Source organism: Spiroplasma sp. hyd1 (genome assembly GCF_016082235.1).
Lineage (GTDB): Bacteria > Bacillota_I > Bacilli_A > Mycoplasmatales > Mycoplasmataceae > Spiroplasma > Spiroplasma poulsonii.
Genome location: NZ_JXYY01000064.1, coordinates 1 through 5844, shown reverse-complemented (window position 1 = coordinate 5844; position 5844 = coordinate 1). Strand labels below are relative to the sequence as shown.

Annotated in this window: 4 protein-coding genes; all 4 read right to left on the bottom strand. The window is 30.4% G+C overall.

The window, feature by feature from the left end; translation table 4 throughout:
- The coding region (locus tag TS70_RS05745) for a hypothetical protein (RefSeq protein WP_198049684.1) at positions 1-990 on the bottom strand (990 nt) is incomplete at its 3' end.
- Between the two features lie 58 nt (positions 991-1048).
- Positions 1049-2515, bottom strand: a complete 1467-nt coding sequence (locus tag TS70_RS05740) for an Mbov_0396 family ICE element transmembrane protein (protein WP_198049683.1) — start codon at positions 2513-2515, stop codon at positions 1049-1051.
- A 16-nt stretch (positions 2516-2531) separates the two neighbouring features.
- Positions 2532-2804, bottom strand: a complete 273-nt coding sequence (locus TS70_RS05735; RefSeq protein ID WP_198049682.1) for an Mbov_0395 family pilin-like conjugal transfer protein — start codon at positions 2802-2804, stop codon at positions 2532-2534.
- Positions 2805-2806: 2 nt separating this feature from the next.
- A complete protein-coding gene (locus TS70_RS05730) occupies positions 2807-4924 on the bottom strand; it encodes an adhesin (protein WP_198049681.1) in 2118 nt (705 codons plus the stop codon).
- Positions 4925-5844 lie beyond the last annotated feature (920 nt).

The window sequence follows — 5844 nt, the reverse complement described above, 5'->3', positions numbered from 1 at the left end:
GTCAAGCAATTTCAATGCTTCTTGTTCTGAAATATGATGAACCTTCATATTAACATTAACATTGTTCAAATTAGCAAGAAAACCCAACCAAGTATCAGGTACCAACAACGGATATTGTGATATAGTTAAATAAGAAATAAATTTACTATCAACTGTCACATAATTAGCAAATTGTCTAATTTTATGTGGTTTATCAACAACATTATTCGTCGGAATAATATTGCGTTGAACTAATAAACTTGTTTCTTCCAATGTTGCTTTAATAAATTTAATGTTATTATCAAATTCATTAATAACATATCTTAATTTTTGATTTATTGAAGCCACATTATCACCGGTAATCATTAAAAAGTATGCAGTTTTTAATTTTTGATTACCGTATTGCAAATTCAAATATCATTTTTTTAAATTTGTTAACTGAGTTTTTTTAAACTCAGTTTTTTCTTTTTCAATTAAATTATCAATATGTTTAATTTGTTCGTTAAATTCATATGGGGTTTGAATTTTACAAATTTCAAAATCAATATCTATTGTTTTGAAAATGCTAGATAATTTATAAATAGGGATATCGCGTTCTTGTTGATTAGCCAAAGAAATATCAACCGCTTCAATGCGATACACAACTGCAACTTTATTTGAAAAAGTAATAACATTATTTTCTATTTTTTTAATTTGACTAATTTTTAAAACATCGTTATTGTGTTTTTTAACAAAAATATATTTGAATGCTGTTCAAATAACGTTGTATAGTTTAGTACCGTTTTTGGTTGGAAACATTAAAATTAAACTTATTAATCAAATAAAAATCGTAATAAGTACACTAGCAATTATTTGATACTTAAATAAGAAAGAAAAAATCAATGCTGTAATTAAAAAGTCAATTACAATAATTCCAATTTCAACTTTACCAATACCACCAAGTGCATTCGAAATCGTAAAACGAATTTTACTTGCTCGTTTTGTAATAATGCGTGCTTTATTTTTTTCCATAATTATTTACCTCTCTTAATGCTATTTTTTATTTTTTCTTATAGTTTTTACAGTACTTTTATTTATCAGTAAATCACTGGTTGATTTTTTCAGATGATTTACTATATTGGTTTTTATAATCGCCAGTGAATGCGTTTTTAAATTGTGCCTTGGCAACATTTTTAAATCCGTGTTCTTTCGCACCGGCGTGATAAGCACGAACCGCCCCAATTCCACGAGCAGTTTTTTTACTTAAATTATAACTGGCTCGAACACCACCCACTGTCAACGCCCCACCAGCCATAAAAGCATTGGTTGCTACTTTCAACCCCATTATGTTGCCAATACCTTCACTCAACGATGTATTACCACCCAACAACGATGATAATAGTTGTGGTGATTTAACAACAACAATGCCAAACGCAAAAATACCTAATAAAGTAAAAATTGGTCTTGTTGTTTGGTCGGGAATGGCTTTGCCAATTTCCGCGAATACCGACATACTCCATAAGAACAAACTATACGCCAAGAACACCATATTAAAACTAATAAAACGAGCAACCGTTAATTCTTTTCAGTTTTTAAATCTTCGTCCCTCATCTTGAATTGCCGAAACTATCACAACGGGCGATAAAACATAAAGAATTAATAATTCCGCAGTTCGCCAAAATAGGAATAATGCAATCAACAAGAAAATGTAAATCATAAAGCCCTCAGAAAACAAACATAACAAATAATTAAAATGCCCACTATCTTTAAATGTCCAACTCGCTAGCACATAATCAAAGTCGTGCATTCCATTATCAAACGACGAATTAAAGATAAACAAACCAATATTTTGCAGCTGCAAGTTACTTGCTTGCATTATTGCTTGGGTTAGCAAGTTAACAATAATATTCAAAGTATAAAAAATAATGGGTATTGTCGGAATTGCAACAAACAATAAAATCATATTGCGTAATGTTATTTTTAACTTGCTATGTTTTTCATCCGCCAACATTATTTCAATCGCGCGAACCGCAAGTAACAAAACCAATATTATTCCTGCAATGGACAACATCACAATAAATAACATCGGCACGCCACTAACAGTATTATTTTCAAACAGCAAACGATTTGCCAAATTCCCACCCGACATAAAATAAATTATGTCTTGGAATTTATTTAAAAGTCATAACAAGGGTTTTATAAAAATAATATATAAGATAGCAAAGACCGCGTCCATAATTTTACCCAACAATCAACTTGGAGCGTCACCCCCACTTTCACTTCCCGTTTGACTATATTGTATAAACAATTCTGAGGCATGTGTACTAGTAAAATGATTTATTGTGTCAGGGGTAAATATTGCCATCATCGCCGCAATGATTACAACAATAATTACTACTATTAACATCAACGGCAAAAATGCTATAATAAAAAAGATAGCCATTTTTTTAATCATATTATTTACAATGGCTATTATGTTTTTAAATGATGTTGGCTTTATCTTGGTCGACTTGCCAACACCGAAAGGGTTTTTTAACCCTTTTTTGTTTTGCACCATTTTTTAATTCCCCCTTTTATGCAATGCCTAAAATAACATCTTTTAGACCCAAGACAATCGCACTTGCAAGAATAACAATTCCCAAACAAACGCCAACCCAAGTTACGCGAGCAATCGTTTCTCTGCGCTGTTCGGCGTTTTTGGCAAATTTACCAGCAATGCCATAATACGCCACCATAACAATACCAATTGTTACTGCTAATCCCATTAAAATTGGCATTCCAACAGAAATTATTTTGTTACCGATTTCTTGTAAGCTAGTTACACCACTTGTAGCTAAGAAAGTCATCTTTATTTATCTCCTTTTTGTTTTGCTTCTCATTCTTCATCATCTTTTTTCATTTGGGCAATATCTTTTTCTGTTTTTGCAACAAAGGCTTTTTCTTTTTTCTCGCGGATTGGTTTTAAAATAAACGGATTAATCACAAACCGTTTAAACAACCACCCAATAAGAGCAAGTCCTGCCAGCGAACCAACAACAATTCCAAAGATAGCCCAAATACCCAAACCATATTTTTTGTTATTATCTGGTGTTGGTTCTGGATTAGGAGTTATTGGGTTTGGTTGTTCTTTTTGCTGTACCGGAATTGTTTTGGCGGTAAAACTTAACAGTTTTGTACTACCACTAACTGATTGAACTTTTACATCTTTGCTTGTTGTTCAATCACCCGCAACAAGATTATCAACGCTAATAACATAGTCGATATTTTCTACAACATCAGGCACATATTTTTCAACTTGTTCTTTTACACCAGCAAGTAGTTTTGTTTTATAGTTATCAATTTCATCTTGACTAACATTTTGGATGTTATCAACAAAAAAGTTATCTAACTTTAAATCTAAGTGAGCTAAACTTTGTTTTCAAGTCTTCGATACTTCAAACAAAGTATTTAATTGACTGGCACTAGAACCACGGATATTTTTTTCTCCGTTATCTTCTGCTCACTCTTCAAATTTTTTGCCATTTGGTGTATCCCAATAATGTGCTACCAATTGTTTCTCTGATACTTGCAAATAATAATTATTCTTCGTTGAAAAATATTGATGTTGCAATTCAATCAAATAACGACCATCAACTGAACCATATTGTCCCTTATCAATTTCTAAACCACTCACTGGGTCAATTGGTGTTGATTGTGATGTTTTATTTCAATTTTCATCACAACCATACAGAAAACCAGTTACGACACGGCCATTTGGTGGTTGTTTTATTTTAATAACAATTTTTCCGTTTGCATAATAGAATGTGTTAACTGGGTTTGTGAGATTACTTGTATCAATTTGACCAAGATAATCTTTATCTATTTGAACACCACTTGCCGTTGATGTTAAATCAATTTTTGCTTTTACCACAATTGTGGGAAAAAAATTGTATTTAACATCAACTGAACCTTTATAACTCTTGCTATCTGGTTTTGCGGTTAAAGTTGCAGAGTGATTATCTTTATTTGTTATTTCAATTTGTGAAAAATCAACAATGCGTCCATTTTTCTGTGTAATTGCCGAAAAAATAGTACTGTCATTCTTATCAACAAGGTTACCTAAATTATTCTCATCACCAAATTTAATTACATCGCTTAAATTTTCTTTAACAATTGGCTTGAGCGGTTCTATTTTTGCCGCCATAACAACATCAATATCTTCACTTGTGTATTTTGTCCCATTAATATCATATTTGATAACTAATTTATGGGTCTTTTCACTAGTTTCAGGTGTCACATTGATATTTACTTTGTGATCTAACATATTTTGTTTAACACCATTTCATAAAACTTCAGTAACATTTGGGTTATCAATATTGATGTTAGTTTCACCATCCACCGTTAAACGCATACCAGCATTAGACCACTTCACCGTTTTATCATTTTCAGCAAGGGAAAACAAAATTCCTTGTTGAAAATCATTCTGTGTTGGTTGATTTCAATTAGTTATTTCACCAGTACTAGTATTAATTATTGGCATTATTGGTTTATCATTTCCATTTCAACAATAAACTGATTTAAAATATGTACCATTATCATTGCTTCAAACTCTTTCTAAACCACCACCAACTCCACCTGCAAATAAATCAAGAAAACCTCTTAAGTTAGTAAGAGCTAAGGTTTTTTCTATTGTTCTAGATTTATCAGAATTATTTAGAAAAAAAGTTGTTTCTCAATTATTTCCTTTTTGTGCTCTTCAAATAACAAAATATCATTTATTATCAATATTCCTAAAAGGTTCATTTTGTGCCTTAACTTTTTGTCAATTTCATTTTTCTTTTATTTTTATGTCAAAACCAGTTGTGACATCTTTGACAGTTGCGCCAACATCGCGTTTTGTTCTTTCTAATGTTGTATTTGCTAACAACGGCGCAGGAACGCTTGCTGTCAATGTTGTTATGGTTAACATGTTTAGTAGTTTTTTCATTTCATGTATTCCTTTCTAAAAAATAAAAATAGGAATAGCACCATCGCACTATTCCCACACGAAATTTTTGAACATATTTTACCAAAGGACAAACAAACACCCCAGTAAAATATGTTAAAATTGTCGGTGGAAACGCTAGTTGTTGTTAGTGTTTCCACGATACTAAATTGTTTTATATACAATTTAGTATCACAAAATTTTTATTAACAATATTTAATTACACAAATATTATACACTAGATATATATTTTTATATCTAGTTTTTTTATTTTTAAAAGAGAAGATTAATTAAGATTGATATTTGATACTTGATACATTTAGAGTAACCTAACATACCAAAGATATAAAATATCTTGGTAAAAAAATTATAACACAATTTATTATTTACCGCAGTTATTATCGCCCATATTGATAGTAAATCACTTATCATCAACTTTTTGGATGACAAAACTACAATTCAAACATTTTTGTAAATCAACATCGACAATCATTAAATTATGATTGATAGTATCTTTATTATTTATTTTTTTCATCTTTACCTTATCTACTTCCGCTTTCTTTTGTTTGATTTTTTTTGGTTTCTTCTTTTTTATCGGAGATGTGTTATTTTTGTGTCATTCTTTTTCTAATTTTTCAAAAAAATCACTTAAATTTTTAAGAAGAGATTGAAAATGTGTTTCGTTGTTGTTTTATAAATATTAGTGTAATTCAGGGATAAAAAGTAAATTATCAATATATTCATCAAATTATTTTTCGTGTTTCTCACAAATGGAAAAAGCGGGCAATACAAGTAATCTTATTTCTTCATAGTAAGGGGCAATACAAATTTCTTCATCTATTTTCATTGTTATTTGATTTCCTTGATCAGTTCTTCGTATGCTTGCTTTTGCCGCCAATATGTAGGGTTGGTTCATATTGTAT